This is a genomic window from Nostoc sp. PCC 9305, assembly GCF_963920915.1.
Taxonomy (GTDB): Bacteria; Cyanobacteriota; Cyanobacteriia; order Cyanobacteriales; family Nostocaceae; genus Nostoc.
Window position 1 is genome coordinate 1 of record NZ_CAWUDN010000063.1, and the last position, 15,619, is coordinate 15,619.

17 protein-coding genes are annotated in these 15,619 nt (G+C 41.1%); 7 read left to right on the forward strand and 10 right to left on the reverse strand.

The window, feature by feature from the left end; all coding sequences use genetic code 11:
* Both ACM0OX_RS22075 and ACM0OX_RS22080 read left to right on the forward strand, forming a co-directional pair.
* The coding region (locus tag ACM0OX_RS22075) for a WD40 repeat domain-containing protein (protein WP_414517115.1) at nucleotides 1–382 on the forward strand (382 nt) is incomplete at its 5' end.
* Nucleotides 379–1,272 carry an ATP-binding protein gene (locus ACM0OX_RS22080; RefSeq protein ID WP_414517116.1) on the forward strand — a complete coding sequence of 298 codons (894 nt, stop codon included), beginning with the start codon at nucleotides 379–381 and terminating at the stop codon, nucleotides 1,270–1,272. The genes ACM0OX_RS22075 and ACM0OX_RS22080, both read left to right, overlap by 4 nt.
* Before the next feature lie 199 nt (nucleotides 1,273–1,471).
* Here the strand turns inward: ACM0OX_RS22080 and ACM0OX_RS22085 are convergent, their stop codons facing one another.
* Nucleotides 1,472–4,867: a hypothetical protein gene (locus tag ACM0OX_RS22085; RefSeq protein WP_414517117.1), complete on the reverse strand. Its 3,396-nt coding sequence runs from the start codon at nucleotides 4,865–4,867 to the stop codon at nucleotides 1,472–1,474.
* Between the two features lie 252 nt (nucleotides 4,868–5,119).
* On the opposite strand from ACM0OX_RS22085, the gene ACM0OX_RS22090 reads away from it, so the two are divergent.
* The gene (locus ACM0OX_RS22090) at nucleotides 5,120–5,446 is read left to right on the forward strand and encodes a hypothetical protein (RefSeq protein WP_414517118.1); all 327 of its coding nucleotides are present in this window, start codon (nucleotides 5,120–5,122) and stop codon (nucleotides 5,444–5,446) included.
* Between the two features lie 130 nt (nucleotides 5,447–5,576).
* Here the strand turns inward: ACM0OX_RS22090 and ACM0OX_RS22095 are convergent, their stop codons facing one another.
* On the reverse strand, nucleotides 5,577–6,716 hold the full coding sequence (locus ACM0OX_RS22095; RefSeq protein ID WP_414517119.1) for an ATP-binding protein: 1,140 nt from the start codon (nucleotides 6,714–6,716) through the stop codon (nucleotides 5,577–5,579).
* 740 nt (nucleotides 6,717–7,456) lie between these two features.
* Between ACM0OX_RS22095 and ACM0OX_RS22100 the strand changes: the two genes are divergently transcribed.
* Nucleotides 7,457–8,176: a response regulator gene (locus ACM0OX_RS22100; protein WP_414517164.1), complete on the forward strand. Its 720-nt coding sequence runs from the start codon at nucleotides 7,457–7,459 to the stop codon at nucleotides 8,174–8,176.
* 70 nt (nucleotides 8,177–8,246) lie between these two features.
* Here the strand turns inward: ACM0OX_RS22100 and ACM0OX_RS22105 are convergent, their stop codons facing one another.
* From ACM0OX_RS22105 to ACM0OX_RS22130, 6 genes are all read right to left on the reverse strand, one after another.
* Nucleotides 8,247–9,155 carry a ThiF family adenylyltransferase gene (locus ACM0OX_RS22105; protein ID WP_414517121.1) on the reverse strand — a complete coding sequence of 303 codons (909 nt, stop codon included), beginning with the start codon at nucleotides 9,153–9,155 and terminating at the stop codon, nucleotides 8,247–8,249.
* Nucleotides 9,146–9,838, reverse strand: coding sequence for a hypothetical protein (locus tag ACM0OX_RS22110; protein ID WP_414517122.1), 693 nt, complete (start codon nucleotides 9,836–9,838; stop codon nucleotides 9,146–9,148). The genes ACM0OX_RS22105 and ACM0OX_RS22110 overlap by 10 nt, the downstream gene beginning before the upstream one ends.
* Nucleotides 9,822–10,580, reverse strand: coding sequence for a hypothetical protein (locus ACM0OX_RS22115; protein ID WP_414517124.1), 759 nt, complete (start codon nucleotides 10,578–10,580; stop codon nucleotides 9,822–9,824). Before ACM0OX_RS22115 ends, ACM0OX_RS22110 begins: the two co-directional genes overlap by 17 nt.
* Entirely contained in the window at nucleotides 10,553–11,377 is an 825-nt protein-coding gene (locus ACM0OX_RS22120) for a hypothetical protein (RefSeq protein ID WP_414517126.1), read from the reverse strand. Before ACM0OX_RS22120 ends, ACM0OX_RS22115 begins: the two co-directional genes overlap by 28 nt.
* Nucleotides 11,378–11,528: 151 nt before the next feature.
* Nucleotides 11,529–11,966 (reverse strand): hypothetical protein, encoded by a 438-nt coding sequence (locus ACM0OX_RS22125; protein ID WP_414517127.1) that lies wholly within the window; start codon nucleotides 11,964–11,966, stop codon nucleotides 11,529–11,531.
* 5 nt (nucleotides 11,967–11,971) lie between these two features.
* Nucleotides 11,972–12,634: a hypothetical protein gene (locus ACM0OX_RS22130; protein WP_414517128.1), complete on the reverse strand. Its 663-nt coding sequence runs from the start codon at nucleotides 12,632–12,634 to the stop codon at nucleotides 11,972–11,974.
* A gap of 117 nt (nucleotides 12,635–12,751) precedes the next feature.
* On the opposite strand from ACM0OX_RS22130, the gene ACM0OX_RS22135 reads away from it, so the two are divergent.
* Nucleotides 12,752–13,315: a Uma2 family endonuclease gene (locus tag ACM0OX_RS22135; RefSeq protein ID WP_292876513.1), complete on the forward strand. Its 564-nt coding sequence runs from the start codon at nucleotides 12,752–12,754 to the stop codon at nucleotides 13,313–13,315.
* Between the two features lie 314 nt (nucleotides 13,316–13,629).
* On the opposite strand, the gene ACM0OX_RS22140 is transcribed toward ACM0OX_RS22135, so the two are convergent.
* Together ACM0OX_RS22140 and ACM0OX_RS22145 are read right to left on the reverse strand one after the other, a co-directional pair.
* On the reverse strand, nucleotides 13,630–14,208 hold the full coding sequence (locus ACM0OX_RS22140; protein WP_414517129.1) for a siphovirus Gp157 family protein: 579 nt from the start codon (nucleotides 14,206–14,208) through the stop codon (nucleotides 13,630–13,632).
* A gap of 2 nt (nucleotides 14,209–14,210) precedes the next feature.
* Nucleotides 14,211–14,402, reverse strand: a complete 192-nt coding sequence (locus tag ACM0OX_RS22145; RefSeq protein ID WP_414517130.1) for a hypothetical protein — start codon at nucleotides 14,400–14,402, stop codon at nucleotides 14,211–14,213.
* 140 nt (nucleotides 14,403–14,542) lie between these two features.
* Here ACM0OX_RS22145 and ACM0OX_RS22150 point away from each other — a divergent pair, with 140 nt between their 5' ends.
* Together ACM0OX_RS22150 and ACM0OX_RS22155 are read left to right on the forward strand one after the other, a co-directional pair.
* Nucleotides 14,543–14,794: a hypothetical protein gene (locus tag ACM0OX_RS22150; RefSeq protein ID WP_414517131.1), complete on the forward strand. Its 252-nt coding sequence runs from the start codon at nucleotides 14,543–14,545 to the stop codon at nucleotides 14,792–14,794.
* Nucleotides 14,795–14,849: 55 nt separating this feature from the next.
* Entirely contained in the window at nucleotides 14,850–15,473 is a 624-nt protein-coding gene (locus ACM0OX_RS22155) for a hypothetical protein (RefSeq protein WP_414517132.1), read from the forward strand.
* The last annotated feature ends 146 nt before the right edge of the window (nucleotides 15,474–15,619 follow it).

The following is a 15,619-nucleotide window of genomic DNA, read 5'->3' on the forward strand; positions in this document are numbered from 1 at the left end:
CACCCTCAATGGTCATCTTAGTTATGTTAATGCGATCGCCCTCAGCAGCGATAGCGAATATGTAGTTTCTGGTTCTGGGGACAAAAAAATCAAAATCTGGGAATTCACAACAGGAAATATTATTATTCGTACCATCATTGGTCATAGCGCTTCGATTAATGTAGTAACCCTCAGTAGCGATGGCAAATATGTGGTTTCTGGTTCAAATGACAAAACAGTCAAAATCTGGGAATTCGCAACAAGAAAGGAAATCGCCACATTTACAAGTGAAGGTAGTATATGTTGCTGTGGGATTACTTCCGATGGTACAACAATAATCGCAGGTGATGTGTTAGGAAATTTGCATTTTCTTCGCTTAGAAAACATTGAGGTACTGTCATGAATACCCCACCTCAATTAGATTCGGAATTTCAAAAAATAATTTTAGAAAAAAGCCAAAACTTTACCAAATGCGAATTTATCTTTACCGCAATTAACGATTTTTTACATAAGTGCGATCGCGGTTATTTAACCATCGTTGGTTCTCCTGGTAGCGGAAAAAGTGCCATCCTGGCTCAATTTGCTAGTTATAATTATAATCCAGATATTAAAATTATCTATTACAATGCCCAAATAGAAGGCAAAAACACCGCAGAAGAATTTATCAAATATGTTTGTAGTCAATTAATTAGAAAAAAAGAAGAAATCCCCGATAATGCAACGGAAGGAAGTTGGTTTTTCTCCTTATTACTCCAACAAATTAGCGACGAACTCGCACCCAAACAAAAACTAATAATTGCCATTGATGCACTAGATACAATTAACCCTAACAATCAACCACTAGGTACAAACCTGTTTTATCTTCCCCGATATTTACCCCAAGGTATTTATTTTCTCCTCACCCGTCGTCCCTTCAAAACCGAAAAATCCAGTTTATTAATTGAAACACCATCCCAAATTATCGATTTATCTCAACATGACTTACAAAACTGGGATAATGACTCAGCATTTATCCAACATTGGCAGCAAATGCAAGGTGAGGGTTTCTCAGATATTGCCATGAAAATATTGCAGGTTCTCGCAACTGCCGAAAATGAGGGTATATCGGCAAGTACAATACTTCAAAGGATTGACTTGACAAACCCACCAATTCTTGATGCAGATATATTCGATGTTGAAGAAGTTTTGGAAAATTGGTTTGAGTTTTTACAACAGCATCAAGTAAACAACGAAATACGATACAGTTTGTATCATTCTAACTTCCGTGACTGGTTGGCAGAACAATTGAGTTAGGATAAATCTTTACCTGTTGATTCAATACCGTTACCAAAATAAGAGCATGAAGAGGTAGGGCGTTTCGTAGTAGAGTTATTGTCTCTCACAATGACAACTCAAAAACCACCTGCCGCTTGCCGCCCAGTTTCAAAGGTAATCGTAACTTGATAAAAGTACGTATATTATTTAGCACATTTAAATAATCTTTTTTACTACTTTAGTTCAACTCTATATCCTGACTGCTAATATGGTGTCCATTATGTGATAAATCATGTTTTATGTGAAGTAATCGCTCTCTCTCTAAAATCATCGCTTCTAGATCACTGGCACGTTCTTCTGAAAGTGGAAATATCTCCTCACTCGTCTGTAGATTACCTCGACAAATCGTCCGCTTACCTTCATTCCGAACAATAAAATCACCACTGGATTGCACATAAGCAGTCCAATGGCTACCAATTTTAAACTGCTCAATTTCATTACTTGCAGATTGATTGGCTTGTCGCTGTTCGTAGGTAGTAGCGATCGCCCCTACTAAATTATCAAACATTTCTTTACGCCACAGTTCACGGTGAATGGCTCGGAATTGCCCAGCAGTATCTAACTTTGGTTCTGATTCCGGTAATGGAACTTCTGGCAGATTGATTGACTCAGGATTAACCTTGAGGATAATACTAGAGCCATCTGGTTGCAAAGTAGCGGTAAATGTAGCACCAATCGGTAGTTTCGGACTATCAGGAGCAAAAGTGCCTAAATTCTTGCCATCAATCTGTAATATCGGTGTACCGTTGTAACGATAAAACTCTGGATGAGATTCGGGTAACTCAAAAACTCCTACTTCCAGAGTAACGCTGCGCTTTTTCCATTGCTTACTAGCAAAGTTTTCATTGGCGAAGTCGTTATATTTGATACCCAACACTTTAATTTCATCAAACTGAAAATCCTGAAGTTGTTGACATACCTCCTCTGTAAACAGGTTATATGCCAAAGCACCAACACCTGAATCCTGACGTGATGTAGCCCAACTATGATCTGCTGGAGGAATAATTCTCAAATCCTTCGGGATATTAAGTTCATCTAAATCATTAATGTTTTCGCCAAATTTAGCTGCTAATTTATCAACTACTTTGGGAGATAAGTCTTTCAAAGCAAATTCAATCAGAGGTAATTGAGGATGAATCGTGGCATCAAATTTAATTCCTTTTTGTTCTAAAGATTCTTTCCATTTAATAGCACCTGCACCGAAAGGAACACTCAAAACATAAATATCCTGTGGTAATGCAACGCTTGGCAGTTCATAATCGTGCTCAAACGAAAACGTAATTTCCATTTGTTCTGCCAGCTTTAAACAGTCTTTGCGATGCCGATCTAATTCTGGACGGGTGTGTTGTGTGTTCCACAGTGCCGCCGCCCCTTCTCTGCGAGACGCTACGCATTGGCGGAGCCTGTCCGCAGGATTTACAAATCGTTCCTCTGAAGTGGGGAATAATTCATCAATTTCCGCCCGATAGCTTTCGTAGAGTTTTCCTAGTTCCTCATTAAAGGCTTCCCTGTCATCTCCCACCCGTTCCTTAATTTCGTCTCTAGCTTGCTGAAACCTTGTTTTCAGTTCTTCTGCCCATTCCAAGGCATCTACAGATAGCGTCTCTTTAGGAAACAGGTAGCGAAACTCATGCCTATCTCTGCTGCGAATGCGTGTTGGTTCCCATAAAGGATTGACTACAACTCTTGCAATGACGTTAATTGAGCCAGGAGCATCCGCAGGCATGGCAAAGGAGCGATAAAGCCGTTCATCTTTCTTAAAGTCAAAGAAGTAACTGGGGTGAGACTCTGACCATTTTTTGGCATCGGCGAGTAAATTTTCCCCATCTATTTCCTTGATATCTTCCAATCTTTCTGCACTTTTGGGCGAATCTACCTCAACCTGAAGTGCCTGAAATAGACGGTTTAGTAGCTTCCTTTGTCGTCTGCCAAATCGCTCTACATTCTCCCCGTCTTGGGGCATCGATGACTGTACACGTCCAATATTTGTTGCTACCAGCCCTACTTTATTTTGACTGCTGGCAGCAGCAATCTCTGCTAAATTTTTGTATTTTAAGTTGCCTTCTTCGTTTGTGATTTCCGTATACGCCAGCTTAGGGCGTTGTTTAACTGGCTCAAATCTTCCCGGTTCACCTGCGCGGAGAGTTTCTTGAGCAATATTAGGTAGTTTACTAGCAGAACTGACCATTAATTGGTCGCCGTCAAAATCGGCTTGGTGGTATTCCTCGGCATCCTTGGGGTGAATCCAAACTACATTGCGAGTTTTCTTCAATTCTGGATCGTGGATGTTTTGGTAGAGGCGGATGTTGTCTGAGTTGACGATGGGGTAACGGGTGAGAATGACATCTCCTTCCGGTAGATGGGGTACACAGATTGTGCCACGAGTTAGGCGATCGCACGGCATTGCCATACCCGAATTATGGTTGTATCCTCCCTTGATTGCTAAGTCACGCCATTGATTGGCTATGTAATCGGTGGCAAACTTGCGGAATTTAGGGGTTTCAATCAATTGACCATATTTATCGCTGCGTAATAGGGAAATCCAGCGAGATTCCTGTGCTTGGTTGTTAGCATTACCCTCAATTTCGTTTAAAGCTTCTTCTGACTGCTCTTGCTGCGATGGCGGAACGCCCGCCGTAGGCGATCGCTGTTGTTTGTCATATTGTTGGATGATATATTTTGCCAACACCAAGGGATTGCGCTGCAACTCGGCAAGTCCTCTAGCTTTTTCTTCGGTGGGTTTGCTCAAATCTTGTTTGATTGCTTCTTCTGAGTACCAAATGGTAAACTGCCAACTATTATCGTAGCTGGTGGCTTTGGCGTTACCTCGATTACCGATTACCGCTTGGGGAAACTCATAGTCACCGCAGGGTATTAAGTTTTTGAGTTCTGACTTTTTAATGCCTTTAATTGAGGAACGATCCATAATAATGTCGTAGCCTTTAGCATCAGTCAAATTCGCATCGGGTAGGAAAGTACCTTTGGACAAGAAGCTGGTTTTTGGACACTGAGAATTATCTGATTCAGCCCAATTACTCCTCCAGGCGAACCGAAATTGGAATGGACAATTGCCTTCTCCTCCCAATTGTTTGGCAAGTTGGGGCGAAATCTTGCCGTGACAGTCTCCTGTTTTATAATGAGCATACTGTGGGTCTTCAAAGTCCACAATTTTCACTCGCAGCCCTGTAAAAGTTTCTGAGCCTTTGTAGCAATTGCTAACTAGCAAAGAACCATAGCGACAGGCAGTATCAGGTTCTGTAGCGAATAAGCGTCTAATTTTTTTATGCAGTGAACCATCAGCAAAGTAATAACTATTGCCAGAACTGAAAGCTAACTTGCGTCGGATTCCATCCTGAAAGGTTCTTTCTCTTAAATGGTTGGCATCTGGATTTTTACTGTCAATTTTAACCAGTACTAGAGATTGTAAATCTTCTGCTTCAAACATCTGTTCGAGCAGAGAATTTTTAATGATTTCTGGTTCAGATAAATATCTCCCCTTACCATTGTTATACGACCCATCAAAGATAGGTATGCTCAAACCAGAACCTTCTAAGACTCTAGTAGTTAAATCCATTACCAATAATCTATTAGATAGCTTATCTAGCAAGCATGAGACTCCAATATTCACCTTGGCACGAAATTAGACTCAATAAAATCATCCAAGTGGATAATTTACTGATTTCATGACAGACGGTATTTTATACGGTATTAGCTCTGCTAGCAGACTTCCAAGAAAGTTAAATAGCTAAACAGCGCTTTTAATCGTATTATCATTTTCCCACTGTGTTACTTAAGCTACAGAATTTTGAAGCTCCCACTAGATTTTATGAATAAAAGAATTCAACGGCTAGAAGACGGTTTATTAGTAATGCTTTATGACGATGACCCAGATTCACCAGGAGATGAGTTAATCGTTCCTTCTGATAATGTATCCCAAGATGAGCATTACCCCGAATATGCTCATCTCAAACCTGGTGAAAGCATAATAATTAAGGAAAATCCTATCAAACCTACATCAGGTTATTATTATCCAAGTGGATATGAAGATTTAGATGAATTTCTCAATAGCGATCCTGGGGCAATTGATCGACTAGGTGATGAAAGTTCAACTACTCGTGGTTGGCGTCCACCTGAACCCGATGAATCTTGGTAAAACTTACCTTAAAAGGCACGCATCAATAAGTTACCTTTTTGAATAACTGAAAGCCTTGATTATCAGTTTTTTTTGATAAAGTAGGTAGGTTATTTCGGTGCAAATCCTTAAGCTCGATTTCCCAAATTTTTTATGCTGACAACATTTTTGAATAAGCTGTTTCCACAGGTAAATAAACTGTGAATATACTGCCTTTCCCTACAGTCGATGAAACAGAGATATTTCCCTGATGGGCTTCAACAATTTGACGGGACAAATATAATCCTAAACCGTTCCCCCGACGTTGATGCTTGCCTTGTCGAAAGCGATCAAATAAGAGTAATTGTTCTTCTGGATTCATGCCAATACCTGTATCCTCTACTTCAATCGTTACCCCTTGAACAGTGGAATTGAGGCGAATTTCTACTGACCCAGCATCACTGAAGCGAATGGCATTACCAACTAAGTTAGTGAGGAGTCGGCGTAGTTCCAGGCGATCGCCTCTAACCCTAACTAAAGAAGCTTCAGTACCCTTTGTCAAGACAGCTTTGAGAGTTAAATGTTTAACATCAGCCAAAGGCATTAGTTCTTGCACTACTTGCTGACATAATTCCCACAGGTCAACTACAAAGAAATCCAAAGTTTTGCCTCCAGCTTCATACTGGTAAACTTCTAACAAGGTATCGACCATTGACAACAAAGTTTGGTTACTCTGAGCCATTTGTTCTAAAGATTCACGCATTGCTGATAAGGTATTGCCAAAAACACCTCTTTGCAGCAACTTTAGGAATTGGTCAGCAGCTATCAACGGAGTTCGCAGATCGTGAGTCAGGCGGGTCACAAAATCTTCCCGTCGCTGAATGAGGAACAGTTGTTCGTCCATACTGTGTTTTAGTCTCAGCAAAGCCCGCACCCTGGCCAGTAATTCCTTCTTATCTACCGGTTTGCAAATAAATTCATCTGCACCTGCATCTAAACCTTTGACGACACTTGATTTTTCAGAACCTGTCACCAGCAAAATTGGGATAAAAGGTAAGTTTGAATTGTGCTTAATTTGTCGGGTAACTTCGTAGCCATCCATATCCGGCATCACCACATCTAGGAGTACCAAATCGGGAGGAGATTCAGCAATTTTTAGCAATGCTTCAGCACCACTGTCGGCTATGATCACGTTGTATCCCTTCAGCTTTAAGGTGACTTGCAGCAAGCGGAGGCTGTCAGCTGAGTCATCCACCAGCAGAATTCTTTGGTTTCTTTGTTCTGAAGTTATATTCCAAGATAAAGTGTTCATAAAACGCCTTTGATAAACCTAATTTCTTTTGAGTAGAGAAAAAGAGTAATAAAGCTAAATTTCGTTGTCAAAAGTGCATTTTCAAGCGCCATGCTAACTACTACGCAGCGATGAAGATTCATCAGATTTTTCTAAAAGTCAAGGCATTGGTCAATATAATTACTAATTCGTAATACTCGCCTCTAACGAGAAGCAAGCTACGTAATTGGTAATTAAGAAACTGGTTATAGTCTCCCATCTCTACAGGTCACAACCTTATGATTGAGGTCTAAATTTCCATGCATAACGTAATTACGAATTGTTAATCTGGCTATGTTATGTGTAAGAGCCAAGGTTATCGCTTAAAAATAAGCTACATCCTCCTCTAAGTGTGATGTGGACACAAGTCAGAATAAACTGTATTGGTTTCAGTTTAACTTCAGTGCTTTTATATTTTTTTATACTTTAGGAAGATTTTTTCAGAGAATTTTCAGATTAAACGATGTCCATTTTGAACACTGGAGTTTTTTCAACAGCTAGTTGAGATATGTAGCCCTTGATATATGAACTTTTCAGCCAATACTGTAAAAACTACTGGTTTCAACCTAGATAAGGTTTAATAACATTGAAATGCCGCTTTGCATCTCAATAGCCACATTTTGGCTAAATAGCTAAAATTTTTCGTCCAATGGAGTAATCCTTTCCTTGAAACCATATTCGACAGTTAAAAAAGTATAGTTACCAAGCTGCTGAGGTAAATGATGGGAGATATTCGAGTAGCAATTATTGAAGACCACAGCTTAACGCGGATTGGAATGCGTAGTTCGCTCAACGAGCAAGAAGGTATTCAAGTTGTGGGTGATGAAGCTACAGCGTCCAATGGGTTGAAACTGCTCCAAAGTACAAAACCAGACATAGCGATCGTTGATATTGGCTTGCCGGATAGAGACGGAATATGGCTGGTGCAGCAGTTTCGGGAATCTCTAGTGTCGGAAACTGCTGCACAGACTAAAGTAATAATGCTTACTTCGTTTGCCAAAGAGCAGATGGTACTGGCAGCGTTTGCAGCCGGGGCAGACTCTTACTGTGTAAAGACAATTAAGTTCGAGTTGTTGTTGGAAGCGCTGCATATCACCCATGAAGGTCAGTCGTGGATTGATCCAGCGATCGCTCGTATCGTTCTCAAGCATACTCGTCAAGGAGCGGCGACGGCGGTAAAACCGAATGCTACTCAGACGGTGACGATCTCTGCAATTGACCCAGAGCAAGCAAGCATTCTGCAAGCAGATCCATTGACAAATCGGGAACTGGAAGTCTTGGAGTTAATTGTCCAAGGCTATAGCAATAACGAGATTGCCCAGAAACTCTATCTCAGCTTGGGAAGTGTAAAAGTATATGTGCGTGGGGTTTTGAACAAGCTTTGTGCAAGCGATCGCACCCAAGCAGCTGTATTAGCGTTGCGGGCTGGTTTGCTCAATTGAAGTCACTGTACAATTGCTACTGTACAGTGCTTGGTTGTTAACTTGAAAGGGGAGCGATGTCTACGACGGTCTACGCGCAGGAGTGACCCAGGAGAATCGCCTGCATAATACTGACTTGCGTTGTATACAGGGATTTTCCGCTACCACTTTCTAAGTCGAAATAAGTAGCAAATCGTCGTAGTTTCCCCGTCGTCAATTGCAATAAATAATCAAATGCTTCCGCAGCAACTCGCTGGTTAATGCTCAAGGACTGGCTATTGAGCAAGGCCATTTGTTCACAGGACAAGTTGTTGTCTGCCAACTCTTCTGGTTGTGAAACCAGTAGATCGGGTTGCTGTACAGTTGGGGCAGGTAAGCGAAAGCAGCCTAAAGCCTCAAAATGATAGTCATTGGGGTTAGTAGACAGATGAGAACCTAATAGTACCTGACCACTACGCTTGGAGTTACCGCAATCCAAATGCCAAATGTGAGGCGCGGGGCGATGAGTGTTGTGCTGAAGTACTTGGGTAATTGACTCTCTGGCTTTGGCATTATCTACGCAAGCAGTGACAACAATCAGGGTATTATAACTGGGGACAATCCATTTGGGTTGGAAAGGTTGAGCGATCGCTGTAACTTCCATCTTCCAAGCCAGGGAGTAGCGCAGCGCCAGGGTTTTGGCTTTGTTGAGTCCGATTTCTGCATCACAGAAGCACTGGCGTAAAACGTTAGCTGACTCAACATGATCCGGGTCAACAAAGTAGAGTTTCACCTGTTTACCTTGCTGAGAAAGAACTCTACCCAATCTAACTAGAGAAGGAGCCAACCAAGAACCAGTACCGCCACACCCAACTAGCCATAATTCTATCTCTGTGTAGTTGACAGTCACGAGAGGAGAAGCATTTGCCAAATCAAGATTTAGCTCCATAGTACAGTTGGTTAAGTTGATATAAGTATCGGTGAGGGAACAGGCATTTGCTAAATTGAAATTCACCTCCATAGCTTTTCCATCACATTTACAGGCGGTACATCCGTACTGTAAAATTTACAGCCAGATGAAAGTGAGACATCAACCATAAAAAAGTCTGGGTCAATATCAAACACTGCTCTAGCAGGTACATCCCAACAGTGGCGAAACAGTCCAACCCGTAATTTAATCTCTGGTTTCAGGGTATTAACTCTACCTAGTACCCCATAGATCCGAAAGCCAGATTCGTCAGCATTATCGGTGGTAGAGAAAAAGGCAGGTAAGGAACCGTGGGAATGGATGTCTACAGCCGCTTTCTGGTGGGAAGAGTCACTCCCAGAATGAGTTGGCTGGCAGCTAGTTGGAGTTTGAATTTGCTCTGGGACTTGTAAATCCCAGCCTGCATCAGTACAGTGGAGATGAAAGAGAATTTCATGAAATTGATTGCCAGCTTGATAACTCGACCGCCACATTTCCAGTAGTAGCTGTTTGGGAATTAAGGGAGTGACTTTGAGATAAGGTGTTAGGTGAGGTAGCCCTTTGATAGTTTGGGAACACAAGCAAATAGGCATTAATACCTCTATGCCAGGACGAATGGCTCTAGCAAAGATGCCATTTCCGGCATAAAGGTACTCTAGTCCACTGCTGGTGTGTGTTGGCAGAGATGAATTTATGACAAGTTTGTAACCAATAATACCTTCAAGCAATGGGTTCATCGAGGATTTCCTGCACAAGCATAGCAACACTTTTCTGATTGCCGATAGGCACAAGGTCAGATACAGGATAGGTTGCACGTCTACATCTTTTGTGCAGTTTTAGAAGTTGCTGGCGAATATCCTTGCGGTATTTTTGTGATTTACTTATTGTTAAATGGTTAGTGAAAATACTGGAAATAAACAAATTCCAAGTATGGTTAATTGATAGACCATTAGCAGCAGGTGGTTCGTTCACTCCCCAGCAAACCTGTCCAGAACTGTAGACATTGGGTAGTGGCACATGAAAAGCTGGTGCTTGAGGAGTAAACTCCTGTTCTTGAATTGCCCAAACCCAATACTTTAATCCCTTGCCCACAAACACCATTGCAGGTAGCGGAACGGTTAAAGATCCAAGTTCATCGCAATTGATTGTATGAGTGGCTGGTGGGATAAATTTTACCAAATATGTGTCTGTACTGCCCGTACCCCAGCGCACAATTCCTGGTTCCATCCAACCAGTATCAATGGGTTCGTTGCTGAAAGCAGTTCTTAGGGCTGCGGGTGAGATACATTTGTAAATATGAGCATCGGCAATTTCTTTGTCTCGGTGGTGGAAGATGTAAATGCCATCCAAAAACAGCAATTCTGCTTGAATTACTGGGGATTTTCGGGGAGGTTCTGCCAAAATTGCTCGTAGAATTTCGCTGGATAGAATTGGTGTCGATGTAACGTCGATTAATGTGGTTTCAATGCTTGTTTCCATAGTTTTAGTAGGATTTGAGCATGAGGTTTTAAGTCTGCTTCTAGCCAATCAATTAAGTTGGCTGCACAGTTCAGCATTCGGTCGGCTTGCTGCCATTTTCTGGTGAGCAAATCAATAGATGCTTTTGACCAAGGTAGAGAGGCGCAGTCAGGTTGGTAGTAATAATCGTCTGCGTACTCATCCAACCAAAGGTTTTTAGTTTCATGGTCTAGCAGCTTTAAAGTTAAAGGCAGAAACTTTAAAGGATTATCTAAGTGATGACACTGCCGTTTTAGTTTTTTGTGGTCAATTTTGTCTGGGTGGTCGATGTCACTGTACGTAATTTCGTAAATTGCAAATTCACTATCAAACCAATCGCTACCTTCTGGGTGTATGTCATCGAGCCAACGGCGACTGTCATGGCTAAAGGGTAAAAGTAGTTGCCAACCATCTTTGAGATGTTCAATTTCTCCATCCATTGTCCAGTCAATACCCATTGGGGTAATAGGAATGCTTTGCAATCTTTGTTCGTAGGCTGTTTCTACAGTCCAGTGGGATAACGGGAACAGATGAGTGTAAATCAGTACAATGAATTCCAGTTCTCTGGGACTATGGCAATCTACATCTGTAGGTGGGTAAATAGCGGCTTGGCTGGCTTTCCATTCGGTGGGAAAGTAATGCTGATACAGCGCTAGTAAGGAGTAAATGTTGAGTTGGGTTTCCAGATAATCAAGTGATTCTGTGGCATCTAAGGTAAGTTGGCACTGACAAAGACTATAGATTGCCTCTGCCATACTGAGGGGTACGAGGTAAGACATATTTTAGTGCAACTCGTTATTATGGGGGCCGGAATTGAATAACAAAGAGACAGAGGTAGGGTGTGGGGTCTACTTCAATCGAAATACTAACTGCTGTAATGTGGACAATCATTTATCCCTCAAGTCAATTTCCGCCCCCTTTTGTCAGCACTCAAAAACCTTTAGGGATAACGCTAGATGTGAGAGTGCAGGCTATTAGGGATTTTAGGGTTTGGTTGAGTGACTCAGAAAATTCTGTCCCAGCTGCGATCGCCTCTTCAATCTGGGCTGATAGCTGTCCTGCATTTTGCCAGTCAATTCCAGTGATGACCTGACGTTGACGCATTTGGTAGCACATTTGGACTGCGGGGTTAATTTCTTCAGGAGCCACTATCAGGGAATCTAGAGAAGAAGCACCTTTTTTACCAGGCTTCTTGATGATATGAATAGGTTCTCCTGGTTTACGCTCAATGTCTGCGTTTGCCAGTTCAGCGCAAAGAGGAGTAAAAGCATCCCTTAGTAATTGGTCGTCAATGGCGATCGCTTCTGGAATCCAGTGTTGTTGACCTTCGTAGATAACAAGTAATTTGTTACTATTTGTAGTAGTCATGGCATTTAAAACAGTGATATTTGCGTAGTATTACTTGCTGGTTTAGTAGTATCTGATCTAGCAGTTTCAGTGCGAACTGGAGTCTGGGTAGTGGGTTTATTGGTTTTGACAGGTTTAGTCTGAGCTATATTCCGGCGAATTTGGCGATTAGGAAAATCGGCTTTCAGTTCGTCCAATAGTTGAACAATTGCAGGTGGAAAATCACCGAGTTCTTCTTGATTGAGCATGGTAACTACAGGGAAATCACCGTGACTGCTAGCAGCAATCATTACAGGTCTATCTCCTGTTTGTTGTGTAGGTAGTAAAGTGATCACAATTTGAACTTTGCATTGCTCAAAAATAAATGGTTCTAGTTGATTTACCTTGTTGGTAGCAGATGTTTCTATGTCATCGTCATCTAACTGATGAGAGTCGATTTCATCTTCGACGTAGCTATTTTCATGACTGGCGTAGCTATTTTCATGACTTACGGGTTCTAAAAGTTGCAAAAAATTAGCTTTACCTGCACGCAAGCGTTCCCTGTCAAATAGCAATCCTAAAGCTTGAAATTGTTCTTCAGCAGTGGTTTTTCCTTGCTGTTCTGAAATGTAAGATTTTAAGGTTTCAGATGTAACAGTGAGGTTGGCTTTGACAATGGCTTGTTCTGGTGTTAGCCATTTTGTAGTCATAGCTTTTTTAGCCTTGTTAACTGGTGTGCAAGCAGTTGTGGCGGTAGCCAGAAGTAGAAACTGTTTTTGAGAGTAGGTACTGCTAGACTAAAACATATCCCCTTTGCTTTTGGAGCCATGTCTACGGTAATTACCCAATCCCTGACTCTGGAGGAGTTTCTCAAGCTACCAGAAACAAAGCCTGCAAGCGTTTACATTAATGGTGAGATTATTCAGAAGCCAATGCCAAAAGGGAAGCATAGCCGATTACAGTTAAGGCTGTGCAACAGTATCAACGATGTTGCCGAAAGCCTTCATGTTGCTTATGCCTTTCCAGAACTGCGCTGTAGTTTTGGTATCCGTTCAATAGTACCTGATGTAGCGGTTTTCAACTGGTCGCGTATTCCCTTTGCTGCTGATGGGGAGGCACCCAATGATTTTCTACTTTCTCCAGACTGGACAATTGAAATTCTTTCTCCAGAACAAAGTTCAAATCGAGTTACAGGCAATATTCTCTATTGCTTAGATCATGGTTGCCAATTAGGTTGGTTGATAGACCCAGAAGATCGTTCTATTTTGGTTTTCCGTCCAAATCAACAACCAGAACTTTTGCAGGGTGATGAGCGTTTGCCAGTGTTAGCTGGGATAGACTTGGAGTTAACTGTTGCTCAGGTGTTTGGTTGGCTAAAAATGAGCAGTTAGAGAAACAGCTAAAACAAGTTCTCCACAAATTTTTGATAAAGTAAAAACAGGAGTTTCAGCCATCGTGAATCAGGAGTATTCACCATTGGTTTAAGAGCGTAGATGCTTATAAGGCTTGTCGCCAAACATCGCTTGCTTTTGAGCTAGGGGTATTGCCTTAAATGCTAACTAATAGGTTGTTTTGCTCCCTCTCTGTATTTACCTGAAATGTCCGCTTGTCTTGACTTTTAAAAACTTTTTGGTTGACGTATAAGTAGTAGCCAACAAAACAGTGAAATTCCTGCTGTTGGCTGATAAATTAGTTAAAGCTATTGTTAAGTTAAAAGCGATTCTTTGAAGTTGTGAATTGCCGTTGCTGTCAAAGCATAAATAACCCGGCGCTTACGCTGGATGTGAGTGCCATCTACAGGAATACCTTTCTTCCAAGCAGCAATGATAGCTTTCTTGTCTGCTGAGTAAACAGTCTTTTCTCGGCGGTATTTTGGAGACAATTGTTCTGCATCTATCAGCACCTCACAACTTGGCGGATTTTCTTGAATTGTGATGCGAAGTGAATTACCAATCATTTGCTCAGGTAGAATTCCTGCGGCGGTTTGTTCTAAAATAGTTTCATCTAATTTTTGTCGCCAGCGTTCTAGTCTTAACAGTGCTGATTGATGTACAGCTTTTAGATGTTCTAGTCGTTGTTTAATAGCCGCTATTTCAGCATCCAGTTGCAATGCTAATTCTGCTTGGATATCAACAACTTCTTCCTGAACTTCCTGAGTTTCCCAAATAGCGGTGATGATAGCAGCTTCTTCTTCAGGAGTCTGGCAATTGGTTAGCTGTTCCCAGAGATGAGCAGCAGTTTGGGAAAGTCCTGCTAAGGATTGTTGAGCGAGTGCTAAATTCATGACTACCACTCCTCACAAGTTTGGTAATATTCATATTCAGCTTCAATCTGTTCTAATATAGCTATAGTGCCTGAATCTAAATTAGTATTGAAAGATAAATTGGAAGCATTTTCTTGTGTAGGCTGAAAATTTAAAATCGGAGGAGCAACAAATTTAGGTTTAAGTTTTGTTAAAATAGCTGTTAATTGTTGCATTGTTTTGGTTGTGTAACGCCATCAATTTTGGCGCGATAGCGCACCTATCTGTGTTGGTATTCTCCCAAGTTTTTAGGAATTAACTTAATTTCAGATTATTGTTATTTTGTCAATATCAAGCGTTAAAACTACAAATAGATATGAAGCTCATCAAAAAATCGGAAAAGCTACTCCAAGAAACAAAAATCATCGAGGAAACACAAGAACATAATTTTCAAATTGACATTATTAATATGCAAGAACCAATGCTTGAAGAACAGCCACAAATAGGTGGAAGTAATAAGGAAGCTAACTATATTCCAGCGCGTGATAATCCTATAGTCCTTTCTGTTGGTAAGACGGGATGGCAAGTTTCTGATATTTGGAAAGATATTAGATTAGATAAATTCTAGTTATTGTCTTGATGTTGTTCTTCTTGATTGCTAAAAGTTTAACAAACGTGTGGTTATGTTTACTGGGTACTATCCAATTATTCTTTATCCACCACTAGTGAGACGTTTATACACTAAAGATTCTACAAGTCAGGAGCATTTGAAAGCTTCGTTTCAAGGATGTGTTCAATTACCAAATGGAAATGGTACGGCCAAGCAAGGTGTCAGTGAAAAGCAATTTTTTCGCCATTTACTGTGTGCTTTTTTAGAGAATCTTATCTGTCAAGCGGTGGAATTTGAAATTCCTGGTTCACCTAGACGCTATTCAGCCGATTTTATCCTTTACCATCAATCTTCTGGGTTAGCTCTCGATATTGAGATTGATGAACCTTATACTGGAGATACAGGTAAACCTCACCACTGCATTGATGTTGATGACGATAAAATCCGTAACCGTTTTTTCTTGGAGCGCAATTGGGGTGTGGTGAGATTTGCAGAAGTTCAGGTGGTACGTCATCCTTGGAGTTGCTGTAAGGCGATCGCTCAAATCATCGCTAGATTAACTGGAGATGATAGTGTATTCATATTATTGCAAAGATTGGCTGATGTTCCTTTACAAAAACAGTGGACAAAGCGTGAGGCTAGGCTGATGGCTAAGAACAATTATCGTCAGTCTTATTTACCAAAAATGGCAAAGTAAAACTAGAGATAGTACTTTCAATACTCATCTTTAATAGTCATATAGTCTCCCTGGAATAGGGCTACCGTGTACACACAAGTATTTTGGAGTTGTCCCACACCGTTTTAATCCTGTACAAAGATATGTGTACACGGTAAATTATGGGT

What these genes read in the sequence shown, in the direction of transcription:
- ACM0OX_RS22080 (WP_414517116.1), top strand. Translation starts at nt 379, where the DNA reads ATGAATACCCCACCTCAATTAGATTCGGAATTTCAAAAAATAATTTTA.
- ACM0OX_RS22085 (WP_414517117.1), bottom strand. Translation starts at nt 4,867, where the DNA reads ATGGATTTAACTACTAGAGTCTTAGAAGGTTCTGGTTTGAGCATACCT.
- ACM0OX_RS22090 (WP_414517118.1), top strand. Translation starts at nt 5,120, where the DNA reads ATGAATAAAAGAATTCAACGGCTAGAAGACGGTTTATTAGTAATGCTT.
- ACM0OX_RS22095 (WP_414517119.1), bottom strand. Translation starts at nt 6,716, where the DNA reads ATGAACACTTTATCTTGGAATATAACTTCAGAACAAAGAAACCAAAGA.
- ACM0OX_RS22100 (WP_414517164.1), top strand. Translation starts at nt 7,457, where the DNA reads ATGGGAGATATTCGAGTAGCAATTATTGAAGACCACAGCTTAACGCGG.
- ACM0OX_RS22105 (WP_414517121.1), bottom strand. Translation starts at nt 9,155, where the DNA reads ATGGAGGTGAATTTCAATTTAGCAAATGCCTGTTCCCTCACCGATACT.
- ACM0OX_RS22110 (WP_414517122.1), bottom strand. Translation starts at nt 9,838, where the DNA reads ATGAACCCATTGCTTGAAGGTATTATTGGTTACAAACTTGTCATAAAT.
- ACM0OX_RS22115 (WP_414517124.1), bottom strand. Translation starts at nt 10,580, where the DNA reads ATGGAAACAAGCATTGAAACCACATTAATCGACGTTACATCGACACCA.
- ACM0OX_RS22120 (WP_414517126.1), bottom strand. Translation starts at nt 11,377, where the DNA reads ATGTCTTACCTCGTACCCCTCAGTATGGCAGAGGCAATCTATAGTCTT.
- ACM0OX_RS22125 (WP_414517127.1), bottom strand. Translation starts at nt 11,966, where the DNA reads ATGACTACTACAAATAGTAACAAATTACTTGTTATCTACGAAGGTCAA.
- ACM0OX_RS22130 (WP_414517128.1), bottom strand. Translation starts at nt 12,634, where the DNA reads ATGACTACAAAATGGCTAACACCAGAACAAGCCATTGTCAAAGCCAAC.
- ACM0OX_RS22135 (WP_292876513.1), top strand. Translation starts at nt 12,752, where the DNA reads ATGTCTACGGTAATTACCCAATCCCTGACTCTGGAGGAGTTTCTCAAG.
- ACM0OX_RS22140 (WP_414517129.1), bottom strand. Translation starts at nt 14,208, where the DNA reads ATGAATTTAGCACTCGCTCAACAATCCTTAGCAGGACTTTCCCAAACT.
- ACM0OX_RS22145 (WP_414517130.1), bottom strand. Translation starts at nt 14,402, where the DNA reads ATGCAACAATTAACAGCTATTTTAACAAAACTTAAACCTAAATTTGTT.
- ACM0OX_RS22150 (WP_414517131.1), top strand. Translation starts at nt 14,543, where the DNA reads ATGAAGCTCATCAAAAAATCGGAAAAGCTACTCCAAGAAACAAAAATC.
- ACM0OX_RS22155 (WP_414517132.1), top strand. Translation starts at nt 14,850, where the DNA reads ATGTTTACTGGGTACTATCCAATTATTCTTTATCCACCACTAGTGAGA.